This window comes from Enterobacter cloacae complex sp. OE43NF (assembly GCF_023544405.1).
Classification (GTDB): Bacteria; Pseudomonadota; Gammaproteobacteria; order Enterobacterales; family Enterobacteriaceae; genus Enterobacter; species Enterobacter cloacae.
In genome coordinates, this window is record NZ_JAMJFW010000056.1 from 1 (window position 1) to 26730 (window position 26730).

25 protein-coding genes and 1 pseudogene are annotated in these 26730 nt (G+C 53.0%); 14 read left to right on the plus strand and 12 right to left on the minus strand.

Features of this window, described 5'->3' with window-relative positions; all coding sequences use genetic code 11:
• Positions 1 to 786: pseudogene (locus M8370_RS19855) on the minus strand (tyrosine-type recombinase/integrase); the annotation flags it as partial.
• Between the two features lie 253 nt (positions 787 to 1039).
• Here M8370_RS19855 and rluB point away from each other — a divergent pair.
• Complete coding sequence (gene rluB / locus M8370_RS19860) at positions 1040 to 1915, plus strand: 23S rRNA pseudouridine(2605) synthase RluB (RefSeq protein WP_013096363.1); 876 nt, start codon at positions 1040 to 1042, stop codon at positions 1913 to 1915.
• A 36-nt stretch (positions 1916 to 1951) separates the two neighbouring features.
• Here the strand turns inward: rluB and cobO are convergent, their stop codons facing one another.
• A complete protein-coding gene (cobO, locus tag M8370_RS19865) occupies positions 1952 to 2542 on the minus strand; it encodes a cob(I)yrinic acid a,c-diamide adenosyltransferase (RefSeq protein ID WP_013096364.1) in 591 nt (196 codons plus the stop codon).
• The gene (locus tag M8370_RS19870; protein WP_062857165.1) at positions 2539 to 3300 is read right to left on the minus strand and encodes a YciK family oxidoreductase; all 762 of its coding nucleotides are present in this window, start codon (positions 3298 to 3300) and stop codon (positions 2539 to 2541) included. The genes cobO and M8370_RS19870 overlap by 4 nt, the downstream gene beginning before the upstream one ends.
• Before the next feature lie 251 nt (positions 3301 to 3551).
• Between M8370_RS19870 and sohB the strand changes: the two genes are divergently transcribed.
• Positions 3552 to 4598 carry a protease SohB gene (gene sohB / locus M8370_RS19875; protein WP_038419682.1) on the plus strand — a complete coding sequence of 349 codons (1047 nt, stop codon included), beginning with the start codon at positions 3552 to 3554 and terminating at the stop codon, positions 4596 to 4598.
• Between the two features lie 34 nt (positions 4599 to 4632).
• Here sohB and M8370_RS19880 read toward each other — a convergent pair whose 3' ends face one another.
• Positions 4633 to 4884 carry a YciN family protein gene (locus M8370_RS19880; protein ID WP_003856804.1) on the minus strand — a complete coding sequence of 84 codons (252 nt, stop codon included), beginning with the start codon at positions 4882 to 4884 and terminating at the stop codon, positions 4633 to 4635.
• 399 nt (positions 4885 to 5283) lie between these two features.
• Here M8370_RS19880 and topA point away from each other — a divergent pair, with 399 nt between their 5' ends.
• From topA to acnA, 6 genes are all read left to right on the plus strand, one after another.
• Positions 5284 to 7881, plus strand: coding sequence for a type I DNA topoisomerase (topA, locus tag M8370_RS19885; RefSeq protein WP_038419681.1), 2598 nt, complete (start codon positions 5284 to 5286; stop codon positions 7879 to 7881).
• 187 nt (positions 7882 to 8068) lie between these two features.
• Positions 8069 to 9043, plus strand: a complete 975-nt coding sequence (cysB, locus tag M8370_RS19890) for an HTH-type transcriptional regulator CysB (protein ID WP_006175683.1) — start codon at positions 8069 to 8071, stop codon at positions 9041 to 9043.
• A 337-nt stretch (positions 9044 to 9380) separates the two neighbouring features.
• Positions 9381 to 9521: a YmiA family putative membrane protein gene (locus M8370_RS19895; protein ID WP_213382645.1), complete on the plus strand. Its 141-nt coding sequence runs from the start codon at positions 9381 to 9383 to the stop codon at positions 9519 to 9521.
• Positions 9522 to 9523: 2 nt separating this feature from the next.
• Positions 9524 to 9694: a YciX family protein gene (locus M8370_RS23660; RefSeq protein ID WP_502799570.1), complete on the plus strand. Its 171-nt coding sequence runs from the start codon at positions 9524 to 9526 to the stop codon at positions 9692 to 9694.
• Between the two features lie 138 nt (positions 9695 to 9832).
• Complete coding sequence (ymiC, locus tag M8370_RS19900) at positions 9833 to 9931, plus strand: small membrane protein YmiC (RefSeq protein WP_044159376.1); 99 nt, start codon at positions 9833 to 9835, stop codon at positions 9929 to 9931.
• 165 nt (positions 9932 to 10096) lie between these two features.
• Positions 10097 to 12772, plus strand: coding sequence for an aconitate hydratase AcnA (acnA, locus tag M8370_RS19905; RefSeq protein ID WP_020690941.1), 2676 nt, complete (start codon positions 10097 to 10099; stop codon positions 12770 to 12772).
• A 44-nt stretch (positions 12773 to 12816) separates the two neighbouring features.
• On the opposite strand, the gene ribA is transcribed toward acnA, so the two are convergent.
• The gene (gene ribA, locus M8370_RS19910) at positions 12817 to 13407 is read right to left on the minus strand and encodes a GTP cyclohydrolase II (protein WP_013096372.1); all 591 of its coding nucleotides are present in this window, start codon (positions 13405 to 13407) and stop codon (positions 12817 to 12819) included.
• Between the two features lie 198 nt (positions 13408 to 13605).
• On the opposite strand from ribA, the gene pgpB reads away from it, so the two are divergent.
• The 5 genes from pgpB (at position 13606) to yciH (ending at position 17256) form a co-directional block, all read left to right on the plus strand.
• Positions 13606 to 14373, plus strand: a complete 768-nt coding sequence (pgpB, locus tag M8370_RS19915; protein ID WP_028027956.1) for a phosphatidylglycerophosphatase B — start codon at positions 13606 to 13608, stop codon at positions 14371 to 14373.
• Positions 14374 to 14521: 148 nt separating this feature from the next.
• Positions 14522 to 14830 carry a LapA family protein gene (locus tag M8370_RS19920; protein WP_013096374.1) on the plus strand — a complete coding sequence of 103 codons (309 nt, stop codon included), beginning with the start codon at positions 14522 to 14524 and terminating at the stop codon, positions 14828 to 14830.
• Between the two features lie 6 nt (positions 14831 to 14836).
• Entirely contained in the window at positions 14837 to 16006 is a 1170-nt protein-coding gene (lapB, locus tag M8370_RS19925; RefSeq protein WP_013096375.1) for a lipopolysaccharide assembly protein LapB, read from the plus strand.
• 186 nt (positions 16007 to 16192) lie between these two features.
• Complete coding sequence (gene pyrF / locus M8370_RS19930) at positions 16193 to 16930, plus strand: orotidine-5'-phosphate decarboxylase (protein ID WP_058651313.1); 738 nt, start codon at positions 16193 to 16195, stop codon at positions 16928 to 16930.
• Positions 16930 to 17256 (plus strand): stress response translation initiation inhibitor YciH, encoded by a 327-nt coding sequence (yciH, locus tag M8370_RS19935; protein WP_250021633.1) that lies wholly within the window; start codon positions 16930 to 16932, stop codon positions 17254 to 17256. Before pyrF ends, yciH begins: the two co-directional genes overlap by 1 nt.
• Before the next feature lie 102 nt (positions 17257 to 17358).
• On the opposite strand, the gene osmB is transcribed toward yciH, so the two are convergent.
• The 3 genes from osmB to M8370_RS19950 all read right to left on the minus strand — a co-directional run bounded on the left by osmB (position 17359) and on the right by M8370_RS19950 (position 18817).
• Complete coding sequence (gene osmB / locus M8370_RS19940; protein ID WP_008501216.1) at positions 17359 to 17577, minus strand: osmotically-inducible lipoprotein OsmB; 219 nt, start codon at positions 17575 to 17577, stop codon at positions 17359 to 17361.
• Between the two features lie 261 nt (positions 17578 to 17838).
• Positions 17839 to 18591, minus strand: a complete 753-nt coding sequence (gene yciT, locus M8370_RS19945; protein ID WP_013096378.1) for a DNA-binding transcriptional regulator YciT — start codon at positions 18589 to 18591, stop codon at positions 17839 to 17841.
• A 43-nt stretch (positions 18592 to 18634) separates the two neighbouring features.
• A complete protein-coding gene (locus tag M8370_RS19950; RefSeq protein WP_013096379.1) occupies positions 18635 to 18817 on the minus strand; it encodes a YciZ family protein in 183 nt (60 codons plus the stop codon).
• Positions 18818 to 19010: 193 nt separating this feature from the next.
• On the opposite strand from M8370_RS19950, the gene M8370_RS19955 reads away from it, so the two are divergent.
• Positions 19011 to 19880 carry a crotonase/enoyl-CoA hydratase family protein gene (locus M8370_RS19955; RefSeq protein WP_250021634.1) on the plus strand — a complete coding sequence of 290 codons (870 nt, stop codon included), beginning with the start codon at positions 19011 to 19013 and terminating at the stop codon, positions 19878 to 19880.
• On the opposite strand, the gene pdeR is transcribed toward M8370_RS19955, so the two are convergent.
• The 4 genes from pdeR to fabI form a co-directional block, all read right to left on the minus strand.
• The gene (pdeR, locus tag M8370_RS19960) at positions 19877 to 21868 is read right to left on the minus strand and encodes a cyclic di-GMP phosphodiesterase (protein WP_250021635.1); all 1992 of its coding nucleotides are present in this window, start codon (positions 21866 to 21868) and stop codon (positions 19877 to 19879) included. The genes M8370_RS19955 and pdeR overlap by 4 nt on opposite strands.
• Before the next feature lie 325 nt (positions 21869 to 22193).
• Positions 22194 to 24128 carry an exoribonuclease II gene (locus M8370_RS19965; RefSeq protein ID WP_250021636.1) on the minus strand — a complete coding sequence of 645 codons (1935 nt, stop codon included), beginning with the start codon at positions 24126 to 24128 and terminating at the stop codon, positions 22194 to 22196.
• A gap of 88 nt (positions 24129 to 24216) precedes the next feature.
• Positions 24217 to 25203 carry a CMD domain-containing protein gene (locus M8370_RS19970; protein ID WP_250021637.1) on the minus strand — a complete coding sequence of 329 codons (987 nt, stop codon included), beginning with the start codon at positions 25201 to 25203 and terminating at the stop codon, positions 24217 to 24219.
• Between the two features lie 154 nt (positions 25204 to 25357).
• Positions 25358 to 26146 carry an enoyl-ACP reductase FabI gene (fabI, locus tag M8370_RS19975; protein WP_013096384.1) on the minus strand — a complete coding sequence of 263 codons (789 nt, stop codon included), beginning with the start codon at positions 26144 to 26146 and terminating at the stop codon, positions 25358 to 25360.
• Between the last annotated feature and the right edge of the window lie 584 nt (positions 26147 to 26730).

The following is a 26730-nucleotide window of genomic DNA, read 5'->3' on the forward strand; positions in this document are numbered from 1 at the left end:
AGATAGGCGCTTGTATGGCAGCTTAGTCCGAGTCGGTAAGTTTTCGGTCACTTTCAGCGCTTCACGAATATCTTGCTTAGTAACCCGATCAATCGGTTTATCACCAATAACGTAAATCAGCACATCAAAGAAACGCTGGTTCTCGTTAGTGATGCCTGCACGCCATTTTTGACCTTTTTCTTCAACATACTGCGTCCATGCTTCGGAAAGTTTGATTGCCTGGCTTGCGCTTGCTTTAACTTCCGTTGAAAAAGCCTGGCTTGTTTCAACAATACTTTGCGGTGAAGATTTCAGTTTCTGCTCTTCTAACTGATTTTGCAGTGTTGCAATGAGTTGGCGGTATCGCAGCAAATCTTTCGAATAGAATGCTTCATAGGCTTGCGCGACGGTCGCACGGCTCATATCAAGTGCAGCACCTACTTGATTCGCAAGGGGCAAATCACCCTTGGAAAGTTCAAGTTTCTTCATATGAAGACTTGCAAGCACTTCGTTTGCTGTCTGATCGCTACCATTAACCATGCGTTGGAAGTGAGCTTCCGAATAGCCTTGTGCGGCTTCAACCGTATCAGAAGCCGATAATGGAGAATCAGGATTAATGTTTCTGTGCCACTGTCCTAACTCCGGCAGACGCTCCACCTCTGCAATATCTCTTTCGAGTGCATGTAGAAGATAGTTGTCAAAGTCCTGCTTAGTGGCGGCTCGGTAGCCTTGCATTTTGCGTTTGAACTCTTCGAGGCTCATCGTTCCATTCTGCACAAGGGGAATGAAAGGGCGGATCTGATTCATGATCACTTCTGCTTGCTTTCGGCTATCAGTACCGAGACTCAGACGCACAAAACTTGTTGAATCATTTAGTCTAAAGTTAGTGTAGTATGTGCGCCCACGAATCATTGTGTGTGACGGCTTGTGTGACACCTTGTTTGCCATGCTGTGTACCATAAAATAGTTACAAATCAGTGAGTTAACTTGATGTTTTAGCTAACTCGTTGTTTTAGAAAGTATACCAGACGCCTGTGAAGGCGACACCTGAGGAAGCTCAATGAGCGAGAAGTTACAGAAAGTGCTGGCACGTGCCGGCCACGGCTCACGCCGTGAAATCGAAGCCATTATTGAAGCCGGACGCGTGAGTGTGGACGGTAAAATCGCCACGCTCGGTGACCGCGTAGAAATCGTGCCGGGGCTTAAAATCCGTATCGACGGTCATCTTATCTCGGTTAAAGAATCTGCTGAGCAGATCTGCCGCGTGCTGGCGTACTACAAGCCGGAAGGTGAACTGTGTACGCGCAACGACCCGGAAGGTCGCCCGACGGTATTTGACCGTCTGCCTAAACTGCGTGGCGCACGCTGGATTGCCGTGGGGCGTCTGGATGTGAACACCTGCGGTCTTCTGCTGTTCACAACGGATGGTGAGCTGGCAAACCGTCTGATGCACCCAAGTCGTGAAGTGGAACGCGAATACGCCGTACGCGTGTTCGGCCAGGTTGATGAGAACAAACTGCGCGATCTGTCGCGTGGCGTTCAGCTGGAAGACGGTCCTGCAGCGTTCAAAACCATCAAATTTACCGGTGGTGAAGGGATCAACCAGTGGTACAACGTTACCCTGACCGAAGGCCGTAACCGTGAGGTTCGTCGTCTGTGGGAAGCGGTGGGCGTGCAGGTTAGCCGTCTGATCCGTGTCCGTTACGGCGATATTCTGCTGCCAAAAGGTCTGCCACGTGGTGGCTATACCGAACTGGACCTGACGCAGACCAACTACCTGCGTGAACTGGTGGGCCTGGCGCCAGAAACCACTTCCAAAGTGGCGGTGGAGAAAGATCGTCGTCGCATGAAGGCGAACCAGATCCGTCGTGCGGTGAAACGCCACAGCCAGGTGAACAATAATCGCCGCGCTGGCAGCCGTAATAACAACGGTTAAAAATAAAAGCCCGGTTAACATCACCGGGCTTTTTTATCAGTAATCAATGCCGATTTGCGCTTTGATACCGGCATCAAAAGCATGTTTAACCGGACGCAATTCGCTGACGGTATCCGCTAATTCCAGAATATCCCGATGACAGCCGCGGCCTGTGACGATCACCGTCTGATGCGCCGGGCGATTCCTGAGTGCCTCCAGTACGGCGTCCAGCGGCAGATAGTCGTAGGCGACCATGTAGGTGATCTCATCCAGTAACACCATGTTCAGGGCCGGGTCTGCCAGCATTCGTTTTGCATGCTCCCATACCGCGAGGCAGGCCGCGGTGTCGGTTTCCCGGTTTTGGGTATCCCACGTAAAGCCTGTCGCCATCACCTGGAACTCAACCCCGTGCGGTTCAAGTAAGTTACGTTCACCGTTGGGCCATTCCCCTTTAATGAACTGAATGACACCCACTTTCTGCCCGTGACCAACGGCGCGCGTGGCGGTACCAAAGGCAGCGGTGGTTTTGCCTTTGCCGTTGCCGGTAAACACGATGATGATCCCGCGTTCATCCTGCGCAGCGGCGACACGGGCATCAACCTGTTCTTTCAGGCGCTGCTGACGTTGCTGGTGACGTTCTTCACTCATTGCGAAATCCCGGGTTTACGGCCTGGCTGGGCATCAAAGGTCATCCCTGTTTTACGGCGGCTGTCATCGCCCATCAGCCAGAGATAGAGCGGCATAATATCTGCCGGGGTTTTAAGCTTATGTGGATCTTCCGTCGGGAAGGCGCTGGCGCGCATTTTGGTACGCGTTCCGCCTGGGTTAATGCAGTTCACGCGCAGATGACGGCTCTGATACTCCTCCGCCAGCACCTGCATCATCCCTTCGGTCGCGAATTTTGAGACCGCATACGCCCCCCAGTTTGCGCGGCCTTCGCGCCCTACGCTGGAGGAGGTGAATACCAGCGAACCGGAATCAGATTTGAGTAATAAAGGAAGCAGTGCCTGGGTCAGGAAAAAGGTGCCGTTGATATTGACCTGCATGACCTGCTGCCAGATCTCAGGATCCTGTTCATCCATCGGGCGAACCTCCCCAAGCAAGCCGGCATTGTGCAGTACGCCATCCAGCCGTGGGTAGTGGGTGCTGATGCGGTGGGCAAGCTCCTGGCACGTTTCAGGGGTACAGGTGAGCAGATCCAGCGTGTACCAGCGGGCAGGAATGCCACCGGCGGCGTCAATCTCCTGAGCCACTCCTTTGAGTTTTTCTTCGTTACGGCCAATGAGAATTACGCTCGCGCCATAGTCAGCGTAGGTCAGTGCCGCTTCGCGGCCAATGCCATCGCTGGCACCAGTGACCAGAATGATGCGGTTCTGCAGCAGATTTTTTTGCGGTTGATAATGCACGGTGACTCCTCGGCGCACAGTGATGCAAAGACGCCTTATTGTGTGACTTTTCGGCTTTATGCCCGAATTAGCATGAGAATTCAATCAGTCTACAGGACGCATCGCTGTAAAATTAACAATTTGCAAATATTTAAACCAGAATCGGGGGATTCCTGAAGACGGCTCGCAGAGGTAATGTCACGAGCGAGACGCATGGGCAGGGCTGTTGTACACTGCCGTCAAAGATTCGTGGTTAAATCAAGGTGGAACGCGTGGAATTACTTTCTCAATATGGGTTGTTTTTGGCAAAGATCGCGACGGTGGTGATTGCCATTGCGGTAGTGGCCGTTCTGATTGTTAACCTGACGCAGCGCAAACGTCAGCGTGGTGAGTTACGCATTACCCGCCTGAGCGAGCAGTATAAAGAGATGCAGGAAGAGATGTCGCTGGCCCTGCTTGACAGCCATCAACAGAAACTGTGGCACAAAGCGCAGAAGAAAAAGCATAAGCAGGACGCCAAAGCGGCAAAAGCCAAAGCGAAGCTTAACGCGCCGGAGGAAACCTCAACCCCGCGTGTCTATGTGCTCGATTTTAAAGGCAGCATGGATGCCCATGAAGTCTCTTCCCTGCGTGAAGAAGTCACCGCCGTGCTTGCCGTGGCTAAACCGCAGGATCAGGTGGTCGTCCGTCTTGAGAGTCCGGGTGGGGTCGTTCATGGTTATGGGCTGGCGGCTTCGCAGCTACAGCGTCTGCGTGAAAAACAGATCCCGCTGACGGTTGCGGTGGACAAAGTCGCGGCGAGCGGTGGCTATATGATGGCCTGCGTGGCGGATAAAATTGTTGCGGCGCCGTTTTCTATTATTGGCTCCATCGGGGTGGTTGCGCAAATCCCGAACTTTAACCGCTTCCTGAAAAGCAAAGAGATCGACATTGAATTGCATACGGCGGGTCAGTACAAACGTACCCTGACGCTGCTGGGGGAGAACACGGAAGAAGGACGGCAGAAATTCCGTGAAGATCTCAATGAAACCCATCACCTCTTTAAAGACTTTGTACACCGTATGCGCCCGGCGCTTGATATTGACCAGGTGGCAACTGGGGAGCACTGGTACGGTACGCAGGCGCAGGAAAAAGGGCTGGTGGATGAAGTGGGCACCAGTGACGACCTGCTGTTGAATCTGATGGAAGGACGCGAACTGGTTGGCGTGCGCTTTACCCAGCGTAAGCGACTGCTTGACCGCTTTACGAACAGCGCGGCCGAAAGCGCGGATCGCCTGCTGCTCCGCTGGTTGCAACGCGGACAAAAACCGCTGCTGTAAACAAAAACGCGAGGCCAGTGCCTCGCGTTTTGCGTTAATCGACCAGGTGATATTTCTCTGAAAGCGTGTGCGCCAGGTATTTAAACATATTGAATACGGCGGTGCTTTTCGGGGTGGGTAACCCTTGTTCGTCAAGGAAGTATTCGCCGCTGAATACCAGCACGCCGTTACGTTGTTCCACGCCGGTCGCTTCAATGCCCGCCAGGGTGTCTTCATGGTCACGAATCAGCTTATTTGCTTCGATAAGCAGAGAGGCTCGATCAATGGGTTGGGTTGTATTCTGCATAATCCACTCCTTAAACAGTGACAATAGTCTACGCCGGGGGCGCTTTGGGGGCAAATTTTCCCTGTAATGTGAGGGGGTAAGGTGCCGTGACCTGGCTGGCAGGATTTGCTTTTGCATGCTAATAAAGTTGCGTAACGAATTTTATCAGGTAGAGTGTGCGCTTTCGTCATTCTGGCAACAGAATTGCTTGACATTCGACCGGGAATTCGTCACGAATTACATCCGATGTGAGAAAAATACCCGATAACTCAATCACCTGGGCGTTAACGCTATGACGTTCAGTAAGACAAAGGGGTTGATATCCCCTGACGCAGTCGCAATATCAATGGCTCGTCGTCAGTGGAAGGGAAATCAACATGCGGCGTATTCCTGGAAGAATTAAATTAGGTAAAGGTGAATATGGGTAAAGCTCTCGTCATCGTTGAGTCCCCGGCAAAAGCCAAAACGATCAATAAGTATCTGGGTAATGACTACGTGGTTAAGTCCAGCGTCGGTCACATCCGCGATTTGCCGACCAGTGGCTCAGCCAGCAAAAAGAGCGCAGACTCTACCTCCACCAAAGGGGCTAAAAAGCCTAAAAAGGATGAACGTAGCGCGCTTGTCAACCGCATGGGTGTTAACCCATGGCATAACTGGGATGCACACTATGAAGTGCTGCCCGGCAAAGAAAAAGTCGTTAACGAGCTGAAACAGCTTGCTGAAAAAGCAGACCACATTTATCTCGCAACCGACCTTGACCGCGAAGGGGAAGCCATTGCCTGGCACCTGCGGGAAGTGATCGGGGGTGACGACAAACGCTACAGCCGTGTAGTGTTTAACGAAATTACGAAGAATGCGATTCGACAGGCGTTTGAGAAGCCGGGTGAACTGAACATCGACCGCGTAAACGCGCAGCAGGCACGCCGTTTTATGGACCGTGTCGTGGGTTACATGGTCTCTCCACTGCTGTGGAAAAAGATTGCCCGCGGTCTGTCCGCAGGGCGTGTGCAGTCCGTTGCTGTGCGTCTGGTTGTTGAACGTGAGCGTGAGATCAAAGCCTTCGTCCCGGAAGAGTTCTGGGAAGTGGATGCCAATGTCACCACGCCGGGTGGAGATGCGCTGCCGCTGCAGGTGAGTCATCAGAATGACAAACCGTTCCGTCCTGAAAACCGTGAGCAGACCATGGCTGCCGTGGCGCTGCTGGAAAAAGCGCGCTACCAGGTTCTGGAGCGTGAAGACAAACCGACCAGCAGCAAACCTGGCGCACCGTTTATTACGTCTACGCTGCAACAGGCTGCGAGCACGCGCCTGGGTTATGGCGTGAAGAAAACCATGATGATGGCCCAGCGTCTGTATGAAGCGGGTTATATCACCTATATGCGTACTGACTCGACAAACCTGAGCCAGGATGCCGTCAACATGGTGCGCGGCTACATCAGTGACAACTTCGGTAAGAAATACCTGCCAGCGAGTGAAAACCAGTACGCCAGCAAGGAGAACTCACAGGAAGCGCACGAAGCCATTCGTCCTTCTGACGTCTCCGTATTAGCCGAATCGCTGAAAGATATGGAAGCCGATGCCCAGAAGCTGTATCAGCTTATCTGGCGTCAGTTCGTGGCGTGTCAGATGACACCAGCACAGTATGACTCCACCACGCTGACCGTTGGCGCGGGTGATTTCCGCCTGAAAGCGCGTGGCCGTATCCTGCGCTTCGATGGCTGGACTAAAGTGATGCCTGCGCTGCGTAAGGGTGATGAAGACAGAACTCTGCCTGCGGTAAACAAAGGGGATGAGCTCTCTCTGGTTGATCTCGTGCCTGCCCAGCACTTCACCAAGCCGCCAGCGCGTTTCAGCGAAGCGTCTCTGGTTAAAGAGCTGGAAAAACGCGGTATTGGCCGTCCGTCCACCTATGCGTCGATTATTTCGACCATTCAGGACCGCGGTTACGTTCGTGTTGAAAACCGTCGTTTCTATGCGGAAAAAATGGGTGAGATCGTCACTGACCGCCTGGAAGCCAACTTCCGCGAACTGATGAACTACGACTTCACCGCGCAAATGGAAGACAGCCTCGATCAGGTTGCCAGCCATCAGGCCGAGTGGAAAAAGGTTCTCGACAGCTTCTTCAGCGACTTTACCAACCAGCTTGAAAAAGCGGAAAAAGATCCTGAAGAGGGCGGCATGCTGCCGAATCAGATGGTCCTGACCAGCATCGACTGCCCAACCTGCGGTCGTAAAATGGGGATCCGTACTGCCACCACCGGCGTTTTCCTCGGCTGTTCTGGCTACGCGCTGCCGCCGAAAGAACGCTGCAAAACCACCATTAACCTGGTACCTGAGAACGAAGTGCTCAACGTGCTGGAAGGTGATGATGCGGAAACCAACGCCCTGCGTGCAAAACGTCGCTGTAAGAAATGCGGCACCGCGATGGACAGCTACCTCATCGATCCAAAACGTAAATTGCACGTCTGCGGTAATAACCCGACCTGCGATGGATATGAGATCGAAGAGGGTGAGTTCCGCATTAAAGGTTACGACGGTCCTATCGTTGAGTGTGAGAAGTGTGGTTCTGAGATGCACCTGAAAATGGGGCGCTTCGGCAAGTACATGGCGTGCACCAACGACGAGTGTAAGAACACGCGTAAAATCCTGCGTAACGGTGAAGTCGCGCCGCCGAAGGAAGATCCGGTTCCGCTGCCAGAGTTGCCGTGCGAGAAGTCCGACGCTTACTTCGTGCTGCGTGATGGTGCTGCCGGCGTGTTCCTTGCGGCAAACACCTTCCCTAAATCGCGCGAAACCCGCGCGCCACTGGTGGAAGAGTTGTACCGTTTCCGCGACCGCCTGCCTGAGAAACTGCGCTATCTGGCCGATGCGCCACAGCAGGATCCGGAAGGCAATAAAACCGTTGTGCGTTTTAGCCGTAAAACGAAGCAGCAGTATGTTGCGGCGGAGAAAGACGGCAAGGCAACCGGCTGGTCAGCATTCTTTGTGGATGGCAAATGGGTGGAAGGCAAGAAATAATCTTTCCTTACCGTAACTTACCTGTGAAAGGGCCGGACTTCCGGCCCTTTTTTATTACCTTGTTATTATTTTTTGTTCCGTACTATACAGTCAGGCTATAAATGATATAGTGGTTATAGTTAACCCTTTTCTTATTATCAAATCGTCTTAAGCGATTGACCGCATGCGCTAAATCGGATGGTCTGGCATGAAATTACAGCAGCTTCGTTATATTGTTGAGGTGGTAAACCACAACCTTAACGTCTCTTCTACCGCTGAGGGGCTATATACCTCTCAGCCGGGTATCAGCAAGCAGGTCCGCATGCTGGAAGATGAGTTAGGTATTCAGATTTTTGCTCGTAGCGGTAAACACCTCACCCAGGTGACGCCAGCAGGGCAGGAGATTATCCGCATCGCGCGGGAGGTTCTCTCTAAAGTCGACGCCATTAAATCGGTGGCGGGTGAGCATACCTGGCCGGATAAAGGGTCGCTGTATATTGCCACCACCCATACCCAGGCACGCTATGCGCTGCCGGGCGTTATTAAGGGCTTTATTGAGCGCTATCCACGCGTCTCTCTCCATATGCATCAGGGCTCGCCGACGCAAATCGCTGAGGCGGTTTCGAAGGGTAATGCGGACTTTGCTATCGCAACCGAAGCGCTGCATCTGTATGACGATCTGGTTATGCTGCCGTGCTATCACTGGAACCGTTCTATTGTCGTCACGCCCGATCACCCGTTAGCCGGTAAAGGGTCGGTCACTATTGAAGAGCTGGCGCAATACCCCTTAGTGACGTATACCTTCGGCTTTACCGGGCGCTCCGAGCTTGATACTGCATTCAATCGTGCAGGATTAACGCCGCGTATCGTCTTCACCGCAACCGATGCTGACGTAATTAAGACCTACGTGCGGCTTGGACTGGGGGTAGGGGTGATTGCCAGCATGGCGGTTGATCCCGTATCTGACCCTGACCTCGTGCGTCTTGATGCGCATGATATTTTCAGCCATAGCACCACTAAGATTGGTTTCCGTCGCAGTACCTTCCTGCGTAGCTATATGTATGATTTTATTCAGCGCTTTGCCCCACATTTAACGCGCGACGTGGTCGATACGGCCGTGGCATTACGTTCAAATGAAGATATCGAAGAGATGTTTAAAGACATCAAACTTCCGGCAAAATAATCACTCCCGGTATCTTTCCGCCCAGGAAAGATACCGAAATAACCTCTCAAAGCTAAATTAGAATTATCATCATCTGCACTTAAGTGCCGTATAATGTCATTAACCATTTATTTAGTGTGGTTATAATGTCGTGAATTGGCGACAAAAGTAGAACTAATTTTTGGCTTCGCAAATATTTCCTTTCAAATATTTATTTCTGGTCAAAAGAATGAATATTTCCCATCAATAGATACGTAAATTCACTGGCTTTTCGGCTAAAGTTTCTTTAGGATTTATCTCAACAGATGATTAATTGTACCAATTGTTTGGTCTCTAAATGATAAGCGATATCGATTGTATGAGGTTAGCAATGCCTTCAGGAAGTGAAGAACCGCAAAGGGATCCTGCGCTCAAGCGTAAAGCCTGGCTGGCGGTCTTTCTCGTCTCCGCCTTGTTTTGGGTGGTGGTTGCTTTCCTGGCCTGGAACTATTGGGGTTGAATATGGCAGTGACGGTACGTACAGAAACAGTTAAACAGATGTGTCAGCTTCGTGACAGGGGCCACAAAGTGCGCAAAGCACCTGCCACTGCCGTACCCGTGTCCTGGAAACTGACGCCGCAACAGCAAGCGTTTATTGATGTGTTCGCAGAAGACGAACCCAAAAAACAATAATTTACTTAATTGCGTAATGATGCAAATAGTCTGAATAAAGGCTCAATGCATTTGTACTCTTTAATAAATACACATCAGCAATATTGAACTGAGGGTAGACCTCGGAACCTTTAATAAATAATGCCTGGTGTCCCTATGATGAATAACATGATGTCTATGAAATACTGGTCATGGCTCGGCGTTTTTTCCGCGTCGATTCTGTTCTGGTCACAGCTTATCTGGCTGGCCCTCCACTAAATCGTAAAACCTCGCTACGGCGGGGTTTTTTGTTTTCTCCCCCGCACTGGAACATTCCTGGATTTATCATTTCGGGTTGTTATCAAAACGTTACGACATCTTTGTGTTATCTTTAATTACAGCCCTGATGATTGTCAGGACATCTCTGTAATTAAGGAGGAGCTTATGTCGGTAACCCTACGCGAAGCCAGTAAGGACACATTACAGGCAGAAAATAAAACCTGGCACTACTACAGCCTGCCGCTGGCAGCCAGGACGCTTGGGGACATTTCGCGTTTACCCAAGTCCTTGAAAGTTTTACTGGAAAACCTCTTACGCTGGCAGGATGGTGATTCCGTCACCCTTGAAGATATCCAGGCGCTGGCAGGGTGGCTTAAGCATGCCCATGCTGACAGAGAAATTGCCTATCGACCGGCAAGGGTTCTGATGCAGGACTTTACCGGGGTCCCTGCTGTGGTTGACCTTGCGGCAATGCGCGAAGCGGTGAAGCGCCTTGGCGGCGATACCGCTAAAGTAAATCCGCTCTCTCCCGTTGATCTCGTTATCGACCACTCTGTCACCGTGGACCACTTTGGTGACGACGATGCCTTTGGCGAAAACGTACGTCTGGAAATGGAGCGTAACCACGAACGTTACGTCTTTCTGAAGTGGGGGCAGCAGGCCTTTAGCCGCTTTAGCGTCGTTCCGCCCGGTACGGGTATCTGCCACCAGGTGAATCTTGAATACCTGGGCAAAGCGGTCTGGAGTGAATTGCAGGATAAAGAGTGGGTGGCCTATCCGGATACTCTGGTGGGCACCGATTCGCACACCACCATGATTAACGGTCTGGGCGTTCTGGGCTGGGGCGTTGGCGGAATTGAAGCCGAAGCGGCCATGCTTGGCCAGCCGGTATCGATGCTGATCCCTGATGTGGTGGGCTTTAAGCTTACCGGCAAACTGTCGGAAGGCATTACCGCCACCGACCTGGTACTTACCGTCACGCAGATGCTGCGTAAGCATGGTGTGGTGGGTAAATTTGTCGAATTCTACGGTGACGGGCTGGATTCATTACCGCTTGCCGACCGTGCTACCATCGCCAACATGGCGCCGGAGTATGGCGCAACCTGTGGCTTTTTCCCCATCGATACTGTCACGCTGGAATATATGCGCCTGAGTGGCCGTAGCGAAGAGCAGGTGGCGCTGGTTGAAGCGTATACCAAAGCGCAGGGGATGTGGCGTAACCCGGGCGATGAACCGGTATTTACCAGCACACTTGAACTGGATATGGGAACCGTCGAGGCGAGCCTGGCGGGGCCAAAACGTCCACAGGATCGGGTGGCGTTGAGTGACGTACCGAAAGCCTTTGCCGCCAGTAATGAACTGGAGGTTAACACGGCGAAAAAAGACCACCGCCCAATCGACTATGTCCTGAACGGACATCAGTATCAGCTTCCGGATGGTGCGGTTGTCATTGCAGCCATAACCTCCTGTACAAACACGTCGAACCCCAGCGTGCTGATGGCCGCCGGTCTGCTGGCGAAGAAAGCGGTAGAGCTGGGGCTTAAGCCACAGCCGTGGGTAAAAGCCTCTCTGGCACCGGGCTCCAAAGTGGTTTCAGATTACCTTGCACAGGCCAGATTAACGCCGTATCTGGATGAGCTGGGCTTTAACCTGGTGGGGTACGGTTGCACCACCTGTATCGGGAACTCGGGTCCGTTACCTGAACCGATTGAGATGGCGATCAAGCAGGGCGATCTCACCGTCGGGGCCGTTCTCTCCGGTAACCGAAACTTTGAAGGCCGTATTCATCCGCTGGTCAAGACCAACTGGCTGGCGTCTCCACCGCTGGTTGTGGCATACGCTCTGGCCGGGAATATGAATATCAACCTGGTCACTGATCCGATTGGCCACGATCGCAAGAATGATCCGGTCTATCTGAAGGATATCTGGCCATCTGCCCGGGAAATTGCATTGGCCGTAGAGAAAGTTTCTACCGAAATGTTCCGCAAAGAGTATGCGGAGGTGTTTGAAGGTACGCCGGAATGGAAGGCCATCGACGTCGTGGGTTCAGATACCTATGACTGGCAGGACGATTCGACCTATATCCGCCTGTCGCCGTTCTTCGATGAGATGCTGGCTGAACCTGCACCGCTGCAGGATATCCACGGCGCGCGCATTCTGGCGATGCTGGGAGACTCTGTCACCACGGACCACATTTCGCCGGCGGGAAGCATCAAAGCCGACAGTCCAGCAGGCCGTTACCTGCAGAGCCGGGGTGTGGAGCGCCGGGATTTCAACTCCTATGGCTCACGTCGTGGTAACCATGAAGTGATGATGCGCGGCACGTTTGCCAATATCCGTATCCGCAATGAAATGGTGCCGGGCGTGGAAGGGGGCATGACGCGACATTTGCCGGGGAGCGACGTGATCTCAATTTATGACGCCGCCGTCAAATACCAGCAGGAAGGCACGCCGCTGGCGGTTATCGCCGGGAAAGAGTACGGCTCTGGCTCCAGCCGTGACTGGGCGGCGAAAGGCCCGCGTCTGCTTGGGGTTCGGGTGGTGATTGCCGAATCGTTTGAACGTATCCACCGTTCAAACCTGATAGGGATGGGGATCCTGCCACTCGAATTCCCGCAGGGCGTCACCCGTAAAACGCTGGGACTCACCGGGGAAGAGCTGATTGACATCAGCGGCCTGCAAAATCTGCAGCCGGGTAAAACGGTGCCGGTGAAATTAACGCGCGCAGACGGTAAAACAGAGGTGCTCGACTGCCGGTGTCGTATCGATACGGCAACAGAACTCACCTATTACCAGAACGACGGCATTCTACATTACGTGATTCGTAAGATGCTGGACTGATGGAGCCAGCCCGGCACGCGATGGCGTTGCCGGGCACTTCGCGATCACTCGCTCAGCAGATGCCCCATTTTGGCGGCTTTGGTATCGAGGTAGTGCGCGTTTTTTGGGTTACGTCCCACAATGAGCGGTACACGCTCAACGATATTGATCCCCGCTTCGGTCAGAATTTCGACTTTTTTCGGGTTGTTAGTCAGCAGGCGTACTTCATCCACGCCCAGCAGCTTAAACATATCCGCACACAGCGTGAAATCGCGCTCATCGGCAGCGAAGCCGAGCTGGTGGTTTGCTTCTACCGTGTCGTACCCCTGGTCCTGCAGCGCGTAGGCGCGGATTTTATTCAGCAAGCCAATATTGCGCCCTTCCTGGCGGTGATAAAGCAGCACACCGCGACCCTCTTCGGCAATATGAGAGAGCGCTGCCTCCAGCTGGAAACCGCAATCACAGCGCAGGCTGAACAACGCATCGCCGGTCAGACACTCCGAATGAACGCGAGAAAGTACCGGGGTTTGTCCTGAAATGTCGCCGTACACCAGCGCGACGTGATCCTGTCCGGTCGCCAGTTCTTCAAATCCCACCATCAGGAAATCGCCCCATGGGGTTGGCAGTTTGGCTTCTGCCACACGTTTAAGCTGCATGTGATTCTCCAGAGTAGGCTGACACGTTTCGTGTCTTCCGCCTGTTTTTGCTTTCTGTATCCGTTCATTTTGCCACAAGCTCAGCAGGTTCGCCTAATGGCTGCCATGCTATACGAACGTTAAACGCACGATCCGACATATCCACCCGTCGGATGAATTTCAGTTATGATTGTGACGCTTAGCGAAAAAGGAGAAGACATGCTTTCAATCGCCAGACGAACGGCAGCAGGTGCGGCCATATTGTTGATTATGCCATTAGCCGTTTGGGTATCAGGCTGGATGTGGCAGCCCGGGCACAATACCCTGTGGCTGAAAACGTTATACTGGATAACAGAGACGGTCACCCAGCCATGGGGCATCATTACTCATGTAGTGCTTTGCGCCTGGTTTTTGTGGTGCCTGCGCTTTCGTCTCCGCGCAGCGCTGGTGCTCTTTGCTATCCTCGGTGGGGCGATCCTTGTTGGCCAGGGGGTAAAATCCTGGGTGAAAGGCCATGTGCAGGAGCCGCGGCCTTTTGTGGTCTGGCTGGAAAAAACGCATCATGTTCCGGTGAATGAGTTCTACAATTTAAAACGTAAAGATCGCGGTGCGCTGGTAAAAGAACAGCTTGCGGAACAGCAGGATATCCCAACGTTTTTACGTAAACACTGGCAAAAAGAGACCGGCTTTGCGTTTCCATCCGGGCACACCATGTTCGCCGCCAGTTGGGCACTTCTTGCCGTCGGCCTTTTATGGCCGCGGCGTCGTACTGTCACTATCGCCATTTTACTGGTCTGGGCGACGGGGGTGATGGGGAGCCGTCTACTGCTGGGCATGCACTGGCCACGCGATTTAGTGGTGGCGACGCTCATTTCATGGCTGCTTGTTACCCTTGCCACCTGGCTGGCTGAACGGCTCTGCGGTCCGTTAACGCCGCCGCCGGAAGAGAAAGAAGAGATCGCCGAAAGGGAGCACAGTGGCGTCTGAAGGTTGATTTTGCGCATTCAGCCCATAAATCCATGACGGGCGCGTCACTTTTTCCGTTTCGCGCCCGTCGCTAAAATGGTAGTTTATAAGGCTGATTGCGGTAAGTTGAACACACTTTATTCGCTTGAACCACATAACGGGAAGTAATGTGAAATATTTACTCATTTTCTTACTGGTATTGGCGATTTTTGTCATTTCAGTCACATTGGGTGCACAAAACGATCAACAGGTGACGTTTAACTATCTGCTGGCGCAGGGCGAGTATCGGGTTTCGAGCCTGCTGGCGGTCTTGTTCGCAGCGGGTTTCGCCATCGGCTGGCTGGTTTGCGGTCTGTTCTGGTTAAAAGTACGTGTTTCGCTTGCGCGCGCTGAACGTAAAATTAAACGCCTCGAACATCAAATTGCGCCTGCGTCCGACATCCCGGAAAGCTCTGGTGTGCCGGTCGTCAAGGAATAATCGAATATGCTGGAGTTGTTGTTTCTGCTTTTGCCTGTAGCCGCTGCCTATGGCTGGTATATGGGCCGCAGAAGTGCGCAACAAACAAAACAGGATGAGGCGAACCGACTCTCCCGCGACTACGTTGCAGGGGTGAACTTCCTCCTGAGCAATCAACAGGACAAAGCGGTCGACCTGTTCCTCGACATGTTAAAAGAGGACACAGGGACCGTTGAAGCACACCTGACCCTGGGCAACCTGTTCCGCTCGCGCGGCGAGGTTGACCGTGCCATTCGTATTCACCAGACCCTCATGGAAAGCGCCTCGTTAACTTACGATCAGCGCCTGCTGGCAGTACAACAGCTGGGCCGCGACTACATGGCGGCAGGGTTGTATGACCGTGCGGAAGACATGTTCTCGCAACTGGTGGATGAAACCGATTTCCGCATAGGTGCGCTGCAGCAGCTGCTGCAGATTTACCAGGCCACCAGCGACTGGCAGAAAGCCATTGATACCGCTGAACGTCTGGTTAAGTTGGGTAAAGACAAACAGCGCGTCGAGATAGCCCATTTCTACTGCGAACTGGCCCTGCAACAGATGGGGAACGACGACATGGACAAAGCCATGGCGTTGCTGAAGAAAGGGGCCGCCGCAGACCGCAACAGCGCGCGTATTTCCATCATGATGGGGCGCGTGTTTATGGCAAGTGGCGACTATGCCAAAGCCGTTGAAAGCCTGCTGCGCGTCATTGATCAGGACAAAGAGCTGGTCAGTGAAACCCTTGAAATGCTGCAGACCTGTTATCAACAGCTGGGTAAACAGGATGAGTGGGTAGCGTTCCTGCGCCGCTGCGTGGAAGAGAACACCGGAGCCACTGCGGAGCTGATGCTTTCCGACGTAGTGGAGCAGCATGAGGGCAGCGACACGGCGCAGGTTTATATTACGCGTCAGCTGCAGCGTCATCCTACCATGCGGGTTTTCCATAAGCTGATGGATTACCACCTGAACGACGCAGAAGAAGGGCGTGCTAAAGAGAGCCTGATGGTGCTGCGTGACATGGTGGGCGAACAGGTGCGTAGCAAGCCGCGCTACCGCTGTCAGAAGTGTGGTTTTACCGCGTATACGCTGTACTGGCACTGTCCTTCGTGCCGGGCCTGGTCAACCATCAAGCCCATTCGCGGTCTCGATGGACAGTAATTTTTTTAAAACACCTCACTTTAGTTACAACATACTTATCACTTTTATAATCCCGTTCAGCATCGTGCGGTTTGCCAGCCTGGCAGGGAATAAAACGATCCTGTCAATTTGTGGCGCTGGCAGGTAGAATGCACGCCGTTTATCTGTTCCGCGCCGCTGCGCGCCCATAGACGAAAAGGGCTGGTCATGACGTCTGTTACTTCCTCCACTTACCGCGTAGTTACTGATTCTCCTGTTGTTGTTGCTCTTGATTACAATAAACGTGACGCTGCTCTGGCTTTTGTCGACGGTATTGATCCTCGCGACTGTCGCCTTAAAGTGGGCAAAGAGATGTTTACGTTATTTGGACCGCAAATCGTACGCGATCTGCAACAGCGCGGTTTTGACGTTTTCCTCGACCTCAAATTCCATGATATTCCAAACACCACGGCGCACGCCGTTGCCGCGGCTGCCGAGTTGGGTGTATGGATGGTTAACGTGCATGCATCGGGTGGGGCGAGAATGATGACAGCCGCGCGTGAAGCGCTTCTGCCGTTTGGCAGCGACGCCCCCTTGTTGATTGCGGTAACGGTGCTGACCAGCATGGACGAAAATGACCTGCGCGACCTCGGTGTGACGTTGTCACCGGCTGAACATGCAGAGCGTCTTGCGCGGCTGACGCAGAATTGCGGCCTGGACGGTGTTGTCTGTTCCGCGCAGGAAGCGGTGCGTTTCAAAACGGAGCTGGGCCAGAATTTCAAACTGGTCACGCCGGGTATCCGCCCAGCGGGCAGCGAGGCTGGCGATCAGCGCCGTATTATGACCCCTGAGCAGGCGCTGGCGGCAGGCGTGGATTACATGGTCATCGGCCGTCCGGTGACACAATCTGCCAATCCGGCAGAGACGCTTAAGGCTATCAACGCATCACTGAAAAAGGGGGCGTAATGACCGACTCAAACAGCCGTCTGGTCTATTCAACCGAAACCGGGCGCATTGATGAACCGAAAGCGAAAGCAGAGCGCCCAAAGGGCGACGGTATTGTCCGTATCCAGCGCCAGACCAGCGGGCGTAAAGGTAAGGGTGTTTGCCTTATCACGGGTATCGATCTGGATGATGCAGAACTGGCGAAACTGGCGGCTGAACTGAAAAAGAAATGTGGCTGCGGCGGTGCCGTCAAAGACGGGATAATCGAAATCCAGGGTGATAAACGCGACGTCATTAAATCGCATCTCGAAGCCAAAGAGATGAAAGTAAAACTGGCGGGCGGCTAAAATAAATGAGCCACGGTATTTACCGTGGCTCTTGTTTTATACGTGCGTAAGTCAGACCTGAAATTCGATAAATATCGCGATGCCCATCAGGGCGTATAATAATTATTTGCCGACCTGGTGACCGATAATACCACCAACAGCAGCACCACCTAATGTACCCAGCGTACTACCGTCTGTTAATACTGCACCACCCAGTGCACCAGCACCGGCACCAATGGCGGTGTTACGGTCACGTTTAGACCAGTTAGAGCATGCGCTCAGGGACATTGCTACAGTGATTGCCAGAACAGCGGCGGCTAATTTTTTGCTGGTTAAGGTCATAATACTTTCTCCTGAATTATCGATTCACGGAAAGATGCACGCTTTAAGTATAGACTAAACGAATACTTAAATTCTGTTCTCCGTGAAAGCTGGTCGCGCAGGTGTTACGTCATCACGCAGGTGATAGTCACTTCCTGTTATATCGCTAACATTAATTTTACGTCTTCAGGGTCAGTTAAACAGGTAAAAACTCTTAAAGGGGGGTTAGGATTCCTCTCAGAGAGAGGTTAAGAGGCGCCTGAAATTCAGGCGCTCGCGGACTCAGGCGGGTTTTTTAATAATGTCGACGATAAGTCCGTCTTCCTGGAGTTTATTCCGATGCGCTTCGCTCAGACGGTCATCAGTAATTACGCGGCTGAACCGGGATATTGGCCCCATCGTATAAGGATGGACCGCGCCAAATTTTGAACTGTCGGTCAGCACGATTGCGTCACACTCTTTTTCCAGTACCGCGTTCACAACGTCTGAACGCATCATATCCCGACCGGTAAAGCCGGTTTCGGGCTGCCAGCCGTCAATACCGATGAAGGCCTTGCTGAAATGCACCTGCTGCACGTACTGACGCGTCAGCGGGCCGACCATGCTCTCACTTTTTTTCTGATAGATACCGCCCAGCAGGATGACCTCGCAGCGTGTCTCCTTCAACAAGTGAGCGATATAGCTACTGACGGTAATGATGGTGATGTCTTTTTGCTCGGCCAGGGTGCGGGCCAGCAGGGCGTTGCTACTGCCGTTCTCAATAAAGACCGTTTCGCCATTGTTCACTAAGGACGCGGCAAACTCAGCCAGCTCACGTTTGAGGGCATAGTTATTCATCATGCGGGTTTCTACGTCCTCGCTGTCCAGCGGGACCGCATACCCATGCGCACGACGCAGGTAGCTCTGTTTTTCGAGTAGATTCAGATCCTGACGGATGGTGACTTCAGAAACGCCTGTCGTTTTAGCGAGATCGACGACGCTCACGCGCCCCTGATCGATGACCATCTGCAAAATGATTTGTTGTCGGGAATTCATAGCATCCATTTAATAAAGCGAAACGAGGGCGGATAGGGCGTGGTTAAACTTCCCACGGGGCTTTTGGCTGTCTGTTTTCTGACGCGGTTTCGGCGCCAGTCTGAGCCAGAAGTTCAGACTTCAGGATCTCAAGGTTACGGATCGCAGAGTGATAATCGCCCGCAACCAGTATATCCAGCACGGTATCAATTCGTTGGGCTACGGCCTGCGCATCAATGTTAGACATAATCTCATCCCGGGTACGAAAAGTTAATATTTTCAATGATGCAGAAAATGGATTCAAAAGAGAAGGGAAAAAATGCAATAACTAAATTACATAAATGAAAGTAATAAATTTATTCCCCCGCATGCAGCGTGATGAATGAGTGGATTAGTCTAAAACTGCGCGCAAGGCGCTTTTTTATATGAGGAATTAGACTATGACAGTTATCAATCAGGCTACCTGCACACTGTTTACCGATACTGAACGTTTCACTCAGTTGTCCGGGTATTATGAGGAGGAGCGCTGCACAGTCTGGATGATGTTACGGGCGCAGCCACGACCTTGCTTCAACCATGCGTTATTCGAAGAGATCATGAACCTCTCCTGGCTCGTTCGCCAGTCCGGGTTTGCGGTCGATTTTTGGGTTACCGGTTCGCTGGTGCCCGAGATGTACAATGCGGGAGGTGATTTACAGTTCTTTGTCGAATGTATCCAAAACGGACGCCGCGAAGCGTTAAGAGCCTATGCCCGTGCCTGCGTGGACTGCGTTCATGCGGCGTCACGGGGATTTGATACGGGGGCTATTACCCTGGCGATGGTCGAAGGCAGTGCGTTAGGGGGCGGATTCGAAGCCGCGCTGGCGCACCACTTTGTGCTGTCCCAGCGCGATGCCCGCTTAGGCTTCCCTGAGATCGCCTTCAACCTTTTCCCCGGCATGGGGGGGTACTCGCTGGTTGCTCGCCGCTCAGGCATGAAGCTGGCGGAGGAGCTCATCTACAAAGGGGAGTCTCATACGGCAGAATGGTATGAACAGCATGGGTTAGTGGATGTCCTGTTCGAACCTGGGCAAAGTTACGTCTCCGTCAGAACGTTCATTGACACGCTGCGGCCGAAGATGAACGGCGTAAAGGCGATGTTACGCGCCCGTACCCGCGTGCTGCAGCTGCCTCGCAGCGAGCTGATGGATATCACGGAAGATTGGGTTGACGCTGCGTTCTGCCTTGAACCAAAAGATATCGCCTATATGGAGCGTCTGGTCATGCTGCAAAACCGCCACCAGGCGGCGGGTTTACGCAAAGCCAGTTAGTGCTGTTTACGCGCCTGATATCGCTTTAGCCATCGCTCGAATGCGGCAGCGGGCATGGGCTTAGCAAAGAGAAAACCCTGCCGTTCGTTGACGCCGTTCTTAGTCAGAAAGGCGTCTTCTTTTGCGTTCTCCACACCTTCGGCAATGACCTGCAAATTAAGCGCCTGTGCCACCGCGACGATGGCCCGCACCAGCGACTGGGAAATAGACTGTTTATGAATATCCCGGACAAATGACTGATCGAGTTTTATCGCATCGATGGGGAAGCGTGCCAGCTGCGACAAAGACGAGTAGCCGGTACCAAAATCGTCCAGATGGATTTGCGCACCAAGCTGGCTGAACTGCTGGATCACCGACAGCGCCAGCTCTTCGTTTTCAATGAGGCAGCTTTCCGTTAACTCAACGTCGATAGGGCAGTATTCAAAATCCAGATCCTTCAGGGCCTGTTTTAAGTCGTTGAAAATGGTTTGATCTGCCAGCTGACGGGCCGAGACGTTCACCGCCACGCGCAGGTTAATGCCTTTGTCGCGCCATTTCGCCACCTGGCGAACCACATCAAGCATGACCCAGCGGCCAAGCGGCACAATCAGCCCTGACTCCTCAGCATACGAGATAAACTCCAGCGGAGGAATTAACCCGCGTTCTGGTGATTGCCAGCGCACCAGCGCTTCAAGGCTTCTGACTTCACCGCGCCAGGTGACTTTAGGCTGGTAGTGGATCAGCAGTTGATCGTTATCCAGCGCTTTGCGCAGGTTGGTATCCAGCCAGAGATACTCAAACACGCGCTGGTTCATTTCCGGCGAGAAGACGCAGAACTTACCCCGGCCGTTCTCTTTTGCGGTGTACATGGCGGTATCGGCATTGCGGATGACGCTTTCCCGATCGTTACCGTGCTGCGGGGCGAGGGCGATACCTAACGAGCAACCGGTGTAAATTTCAATCAAACCAATTCTGAACGGCTGGCGCAGACGGGTCAGAATGCGTGATGCCATCGCTTCCAGAGAACCCTGAGAGGTATTGGTGGCCATGACAATAAATTCATCGCCGCCGAGTCGCGCCAGCACCTGGCCTTCTTCCAGACAGCTCAGAATGGCCAGCGCGACCGCCTGTAATAACTGATCGCCAAACATGTGCCCGTAGGCGTCGTTCACCTTTTTGAAGTTATCGAGATCGAGATACACCACGCCAACCTGCGTCTCACCGCGGCTGTCGATGGCATCTGAAATCAGTTCGTGGATCGCGTTGCGGTTCGGCAACCCGGTGATGGTGTCGGTATTGGCCAGCACCCGCAGGCGCTCCTGGGCGCGGCGCTCCTCCGTAATATCGGTGCCGGAACAGATAAGAAAAATTTCATTTTTACCGCTGCCGCTGTGGACAAATTTGTTTCTGAACAGAAACAACCGTTGTCCTTTTCGCGTTTTGATCCAGCGCTCGACTTCGTAAGAGCTGCCGTTGCGAAAGAAGCCGGTGATGTTGCGCTTAGAGGCTGCCGCTTCACTGCGGCTCATAAACAGCTTAAACACGTTCTGGCCGATAACTTCTTGTTCTTTCAGGCCGGTGTACTCCTCGCTCAGACGGTTAAACCGCTGAATATTGCCGTTCTGATCGAGGATTACGATAACGGAGTTGGCTTCCGAAACCACTTGTTCCGCAAAGGACAGCCCCTGAGCAAGGTCCCGGGCTACGGAAGGCGTATCGTTCCACGCAGAGGCAGTTCCGGCCCACTCATTACGGGTTATTTTGCGTCCGACAAGGTGAACAGGAACATCTTCACCGTACAACGAAAGCGTCATAGAGATACTGGACGTAATGACGGTTAACTGGCGAATAAGTTCGGCCTGTTCATCATCCAGCGCCACCACCTGAGTGACATCGGCATTTTCGCTGGTGGAAAGGTGCAGAGCATTGCTGTCTGCTGTCAGTCGCCACCAGGGGCTGTGAGTTTCCATGTAACGAAACAGCAAATTCTGCTCCCGATCGTCCATCATGTTTTCTCCTGCAGCTACCTGTTAGCGCACAAATTATTCCGTTGCAATCAGCTTTTTCGTGGTGAGACCACGGCCAGACCGATGTGAACTTATTGTTTTTTCCCGGGTTTCTTATAATAAAACGAGTCAGGTAAAAAAGGATACTCAGCAAATAAAAATTCACGTAACCGAATATAACGGCACTCTTTTACTGTAGATAATTCTGGCGAATTTGGGCGGGGGAAGTCTGAAAATAGTAAGAAAAAATGAAGAATTTGCAGCGTGGCGTAAAAGAAAAAATTGTCGGCCCGTCCGGCAAGGAAAGGGCCGACAATTGAACAGCTTATCAGGCGGCAGGGCGCGCGATAATGCTGCGGGTTTCCATGCGGACTTCGGCGATAGTTACGTCAATCACGTCGGTGACCTTGTAAACCGTTTCACCTTTGATTTGCACAGTCCCGTTTTCCTGGCTACAGACCAGTTCATCGCGAACGGTATGCAGGAACGGCGCAGGGATAAAGGCCACCGCCCCGTTATCCACCAGACGTACGCGCATCCCCCCACGGCTGATATCAATGATTTCTGCAGCGAAGCGAGTGTCTGTGCCGGCTTTGTCCTGCAGGAAGCGGGCGTACAGCCAGTCACCTACGTCACGTTCCGCCATGCGGTTCAGGCGCCGACGATCTGCCATCTGCAGGGTAGTGTCATCCTGAGGACGCGCAATTGATTCGCCCTTAATGATCGCTTTCAGCAGGCGATGGTTAACCATATCGCCATACTTACGAATTGGAGATGTCCAGGTGGCGTAGGCTTCAAGACCGAGGCCGAAGTGTGGGCCAGGCTCAGTGCTGATCTCGGCAAAGGACTGGAAACGACGAATACGGCTGTCGAGGAAACCAGAAGGCTGTGCGTCCAGCTCGCGGCGCAGCTTGCAGAAGCCCTGCAAGGTCAGCACTTCTTCCGGGTCAACATGCACATCATGGTTCTTCAGTAAGGCGGCCAGCGCTTCGGTGTTCGCCGGATCAAACCCGGTATGAACGTTATAAATGCCGAAGCCGAGCTTGTCGCGCAGCACACGTGCGGCACAAATATTGGCGGAAATCATCGCTTCTTCGACGATGCGGTTCGCAATGCGTCGTGGTTCGGCCACGATATCCAGCACTTCACCTTTTTCGCCCAGAACAAAGCGATAGTCCGGACGATCCTTGAACACCAGCGCATGGGTTTGACGCCACTCGCTGCGGCTCAGACAGATGCGGTGCAGCAGACGAATCTGTGCGGCAATGGCTTCAGAGGCCGGTTCCCAGCTGCCCGTGTTCTCCAGCCAGTCAGAGACGTCGTCGTAAGCCAGCTTGGCTTTAGATTCAATGGTGGCCGCGAAGAATTCGATATCATCTTCAATTGTGCCGTCCGCAGCAATGGTCATGCGGCAGGCGAGCACCGGACGCACTTCGTTCGGCCGCAGCGAACAGAGATCGTCGGAGAGTTCACGAGGCAGCATCGGGATGTTAAAGCCCGGCAGATAGTTGGTGAACGCACGGATTTTTGCGATATCGTCCAGCTTGCTGCCTTCAGCAATCCAGGCGGTAGGATCGGCAATGGCCACGGTTAACAGCAGTTTGCCGTCGGCAAGTTCTTCAGCGTACAGCGCATCATCCATATCTTGCGTACTGGCGCTGTCGATAGTAACAAACTCCAGGGCAGTCAGATCGCGACGCTCCAGACCTTCGTCCTGCATCTCGGTGGCGACGCCGTTCGGGGCTTCTTTCTCAAGATTATGGCGCGCAAGCGTAACCCACCACGGTACAAAATGGTCATCACCGAACGTGATGAACTGGGTCAGTTCCGCATAGAAGCCGCGATCGCCTTTCAGTGGATGACGGCGCATTTCGGCAACGGCCCAGTCACCTTCTTTAAAATCATGCTCAACGCCGCGAGCGGCACGGCAGGGGATGGCGTCTTTCAGCAGAGGATGATCCGGCACGATGGAGAGACGATCGTCTTTTCTCTGCACCTTGCCCACAAAACGGGTCAGGAGCGGCTCGATCAGTTCTTCCGGCTCGGCAGATTCACGCTCTTTTTCGGTATGAATAACCGCCATGACGCGGTCGCCGTGCATCACTTTCTTCATCTGCGGTGGCGGAATGAAGTAGCTTTTCTGCGCGTCGACTTCAAGGAAACCAAAGCCTTTTTCCGTGGCTTTTACGACCCCTTCTGCACGCGGCGTCTGGGAATGCAGTTGCTGTTTAAGCTGCGCTAGCAGCGGGTTGTCCTGAAACATAATGTTCTATTTTCGTAGCCATTGAGCGGCTGACAGTTTTACGCGATTCTCACTGCCACAGCAAGCGCTCTTTGGGTAAATAGTATGGTTATTCCGCTTTGCCAAGCGCCACTTTCAAACGCTCCAGCCAGCCGTCTAACGCGCTTCGCGTAAGCAGTGCAATCGCCCGGCCAGCGGGAAGTCCTTCTTCCGTAAGCGGGTTAAACTGTGCTGCACTGAAACGGTCCGGTGAACGTGTCAACAACTCCACGGCCGCTAAGAGCGCCGGCGACGCGGCCCGGTCTCCATTGCGGCAATAGTTCAGGATTTCTCCCGTCAGATCGAGCAACGTGGGTTCGTGGCAGAGCACAGGCGTCAGCGCCTGAAGGGCGGGCTCGGCTTGCCAGCGTGAAAGCGACTCAAGTTGATGCGCACTGGCATAGCGCAGTTCCACGACAGGCAGTAGAGCGATCCAGGCGCCGGGCCTGGCGGGCAGCGTGTGCGGTTGAATATGGTGTCCCGGCAACCAGCGTACGGGGTGGCCCAGCAGCGCCTGAAATACTGCTACCACGCGGGCCTGAAAACCGATGAAGCCAATAATCTGGCTGATGAGCACAATGTCATACGTTGTCAGGCCCACCTCATCAAGCTGGTTCTGCGCTTTATAATCGATGACATCCGGTGAGCTGGCAAGCTGGCGGGCATACTGCGTGATCTGGGCCAGACGGCGGTTACTTTCGCGAGACGAGTCCGGGCCGGGAAGGGGGGCGAGAAGGGCGGCGTAATGGTTACAGAGCCTTTGAACCCCGCAGGCCTGCGCCACCGTCAGCGCGGTGCTCAGTCTGTCGTAGGCACTCAGCGTATGCAGACGATTGACGGCGATATCGAGTGGAAACAACCGGTGACATAACGCCCGGGCAGGAGTAAGCCAGCCAGCACAGGCAGTAACAATCTCATCCGGTAAGGCTAAATCGAGCAAAAAACGATCGTCGACGTTAGCGGCTTCGGGCACCAGAGGCAGGACATCCGTCTGCGCGTGGTTTGACTGGGTTTCGTGGTACCAGTGGCCTTTGCCGGAAAAACGGCGTTGTTCCATGGGCGTTCCTTGATCTCAAAATGGCGATCAATATCCTGGCGTAAGGCGGATGAGGGGAAAAATATTGTTAGGTGATAACAAATAGCAGAACGGAATAACGAGAGAGGGCGGGCCGGGAAAAACTCTCTTCCCTGGCGGGAAGAGAGTCACAAACTTATTTAATTTCCAGCTCGTTCATTGCAGCGATGTTGAAGCCGCCGTCAACGTGAACCACTTCGCCGGAGATACCCGCGGAAAGGTCAGAGCACAGGAATGCTGCAGAGTTACCCACATCTTCAATGGTAACGGTACGACGAATCGGGGTAACCGCTTCGCAGTGTGCCAGCATTTTACGGAAATCTTTGATTCCGGAAGCCGCCAGGGTGCGGATTGGACCTGCAGAGATGGCGTTAACGCGCACGCCTTCAGGGCCCATTGCGTTCGCCATGTAGCGGACGTTTGCTTCCAGAGACGCTTTAGCCAGACCCATCACGTTGTAGTTAGGGATTGCGCGCTCTGCGCCCAGGTAGGACAGGGTCAGCAGGGCGGAGCCCGGGTTCAGCATGGCACGGCAAGATTTCGCCATCGCAACAAAGCTGTAAGAGCTGATGTCGTGAGCGATTTTAAAGCCATCGCGGGTTACCGCGTTCACGTAGTCACCGTCCAGCTGGTCGCCAGGTGCGAAGCCGATGGAGTGAACGAAACCGTCGAATTTGTCCCACGATTTTGCCAGTTCAGCAAACATGCCATCGATGCTTTCATCTTGTGCAACGTCACATTCCAGAACAATGCTGGAACCCAGCTGCGCGGCAAATTCTTCAACACGGCCTTTCAGCTTGTCGTTCTGGTAGGTGAACGCCAGCTCAGCGCCTTCGCGATGCATTGCCTGTGCGATGCCGTATGCGATGGACAGTTTGCTGGCAACGCCGGTTACCAGAATGCGCTTACCGGAAAGAAAACCCATAGCTTTAATCCTTATATTCATTGCTTATTTTGCCTTGTAATTCATAGCGTTACAGGCAGTATTTCAAAATTATTCGAAATCAGCTCGAAATTATAGCCCACTCACTGCCCCTTGTGTCACGCTATTTCTTGCTCTTCTGCCGCGACGGGGCTCCCGGGAAGTATTGAGCTGACGCTTTACTACTCTGTTTCACAGGGTTCTCAGCAGTATACCACTGCGCGTCAGGTTCGCCTCATCCAACCAGAGAAGGGAGAACGACGCCGCCACGTCGATACGCCCGGACCTTTTGCGCAAAATGATCCGTTCAGCCGTTTCAACTGACTAAAATTTATCGCGGGTCGAAGCACATCAGAAATTTCATTCTTATATTTACGCGTAAAGTAAAAATTTGAAAACAGGAAATATTTCGTGCATCCGCTTAGAAATAAATATCTTACAAAGGGAGTTGTAATTGATGAAAGAGGAAATGTATCAATACGATGACGATGATATCGACTCGATTGCCTGGTCCGTCGCATTTAGCGAGTGGCTGGGAATGGACTCATTACAGGATTGTGTTCTGAAAAGGATCTCAGAGAAGGACT

Bases quoted from the DNA above. Each gene is read 5' to 3' on its own strand.
- rluB (WP_013096363.1), top strand. From the start codon at position 1,040: ATGAGCGAGAAGTTACAGAAAGTGCTGGCACGTGCCGGCCACGGCTCA.
- cobO (WP_013096364.1), bottom strand. From the start codon at position 2,542: ATGAGTGAAGAACGTCACCAGCAACGTCAGCAGCGCCTGAAAGAACAG.
- M8370_RS19880 (WP_003856804.1), bottom strand. From the start codon at position 4,884: ATGCAGAATACAACCCAACCCATTGATCGAGCCTCTCTGCTTATCGAA.
- topA (WP_038419681.1), top strand. From the start codon at position 5,284: ATGGGTAAAGCTCTCGTCATCGTTGAGTCCCCGGCAAAAGCCAAAACG.
- cysB (WP_006175683.1), top strand. From the start codon at position 8,069: ATGAAATTACAGCAGCTTCGTTATATTGTTGAGGTGGTAAACCACAAC.
- M8370_RS19895 (WP_213382645.1), top strand. From the start codon at position 9,381: ATGAGGTTAGCAATGCCTTCAGGAAGTGAAGAACCGCAAAGGGATCCT.
- M8370_RS23660 (WP_502799570.1), top strand. From the start codon at position 9,524: ATGGCAGTGACGGTACGTACAGAAACAGTTAAACAGATGTGTCAGCTT.
- ymiC (WP_044159376.1), top strand. From the start codon at position 9,833: ATGAATAACATGATGTCTATGAAATACTGGTCATGGCTCGGCGTTTTT.
- acnA (WP_020690941.1), top strand. From the start codon at position 10,097: ATGTCGGTAACCCTACGCGAAGCCAGTAAGGACACATTACAGGCAGAA.
- ribA (WP_013096372.1), bottom strand. From the start codon at position 13,407: ATGCAGCTTAAACGTGTGGCAGAAGCCAAACTGCCAACCCCATGGGGC.
- pgpB (WP_028027956.1), top strand. From the start codon at position 13,606: ATGCTTTCAATCGCCAGACGAACGGCAGCAGGTGCGGCCATATTGTTG.
- lapB (WP_013096375.1), top strand. From the start codon at position 14,837: ATGCTGGAGTTGTTGTTTCTGCTTTTGCCTGTAGCCGCTGCCTATGGC.
- pyrF (WP_058651313.1), top strand. From the start codon at position 16,193: ATGACGTCTGTTACTTCCTCCACTTACCGCGTAGTTACTGATTCTCCT.
- yciH (WP_250021633.1), top strand. From the start codon at position 16,930: ATGACCGACTCAAACAGCCGTCTGGTCTATTCAACCGAAACCGGGCGC.
- osmB (WP_008501216.1), bottom strand. From the start codon at position 17,577: ATGACCTTAACCAGCAAAAAATTAGCCGCCGCTGTTCTGGCAATCACT.
- yciT (WP_013096378.1), bottom strand. From the start codon at position 18,591: ATGAATTCCCGACAACAAATCATTTTGCAGATGGTCATCGATCAGGGG.
- M8370_RS19950 (WP_013096379.1), bottom strand. From the start codon at position 18,817: ATGTCTAACATTGATGCGCAGGCCGTAGCCCAACGAATTGATACCGTG.
- M8370_RS19955 (WP_250021634.1), top strand. From the start codon at position 19,011: ATGACAGTTATCAATCAGGCTACCTGCACACTGTTTACCGATACTGAA.
- pdeR (WP_250021635.1), bottom strand. From the start codon at position 21,868: ATGATGGACGATCGGGAGCAGAATTTGCTGTTTCGTTACATGGAAACT.
- M8370_RS19965 (WP_250021636.1), bottom strand. From the start codon at position 24,128: ATGTTTCAGGACAACCCGCTGCTAGCGCAGCTTAAACAGCAACTGCAT.
- M8370_RS19970 (WP_250021637.1), bottom strand. From the start codon at position 25,203: ATGGAACAACGCCGTTTTTCCGGCAAAGGCCACTGGTACCACGAAACC.
- fabI (WP_013096384.1), bottom strand. From the start codon at position 26,146: ATGGGTTTTCTTTCCGGTAAGCGCATTCTGGTAACCGGCGTTGCCAGC.